Raw genomic sequence first — 1,177 nt, forward strand, 5'->3', positions numbered from 1 at the left:
TTTTGAATAAAATTATTATCTTTTTTATTCCATATTTTATATTTTTTTATTTTCACCTCCCCCTTTTTTACATTATTAAATTCACCCGTATTATATTCATCCCATTCAAAATTATCTGAATATTTTAAAAAATTATCTGAATCTTTTGAATAAATTTTATTAATAAAATCTAAGAATCTTTGATAGTCAATCAAGTCATTTTCAGATGATGCCTTAAAGTTCAAAATAGGACGATCTTTTTCAAGTGAAATTTTATTTTCTAAACAATCAAAAAAATGTTTAAGATCTTTCTGGGTTACATTTTTATTTAAGTTAAAAGGTTGCTCAATCTCATAGTGATTAGACCATGTCACCATTTTCTTCCAAGTAAAACCGATAAGATCCTCATGATTAGCATCATTTTTGACGTGACTTGTATAGAGAGAAAACGGCTGGCTGATCGATTGAATGAATTTCAATACTTCAGGATCGATCGTTGCTTTTTCTTTTTTTTCCCGCCACTTCCGGTATTCGTCTAGAAACGTTTCACGGTATAAAAATACGTCCTGTTGTTGAGGCTGCTTCTGCTTTTTCTTGCTCTTTAATGCAGCAGTTTGAGAATTATTTTCTGTGTGTGAATGAATCTTCTTCATCAATTTTAAAATATCTCTTTCATTCGACTGAAATTTAACCTTGAAATCGCGATGCATCAACTGACTATCGCCTAATAATGCCTTGATCAATTGAGGTGAATATTCACGGTTTGCTTGATAAAACATGTCAGCAATCAGGATATTCAGATGATGCAGATAATGTCTTGCAGTGATCCGAATGTCTTCATGCCCCATCAGATGCGCAAGTCGAGACCAGGCTTGGGCACTACGCGATGAAGCATCCTTCATATTGGGTAAAATGTGCTTTTTAAGCTTACGCCCAAACTCGGAATCATAGTCAGTAAAACAACGTACCAGTGCTATGCTGCCTTTTAAAAGGATAGCCAAATGTGAAGCGGTACTATGCCTGAAAGCGTGAAAGGTATATTGATGATCGTTTGTCCCTAATACAGTATTAAACAGCAACTGGGTAATTTTTGATAAATTTGTACTGGATAAAGGTTGTTCACCCAGCATAAAGAGCTGTTTGATTTTTCTATTGCAGACTGCTGCAGTCGCTTTAGAGCCAGGTAACTGGTTTTGAT

General features: G+C 34.2%; 1 pseudogene. It reads right to left on the reverse strand.

The annotated features are described in order from the left end of the window. Nucleotides 1-1,177: pseudogene (locus tag FTV43_RS15690) on the reverse strand (hypothetical protein); the annotation flags it as partial.

The organism is Acinetobacter sp. YH16053 (assembly GCF_013417035.1).
Classification (GTDB): domain Bacteria; phylum Pseudomonadota; class Gammaproteobacteria; order Pseudomonadales; family Moraxellaceae; genus Acinetobacter; species Acinetobacter towneri.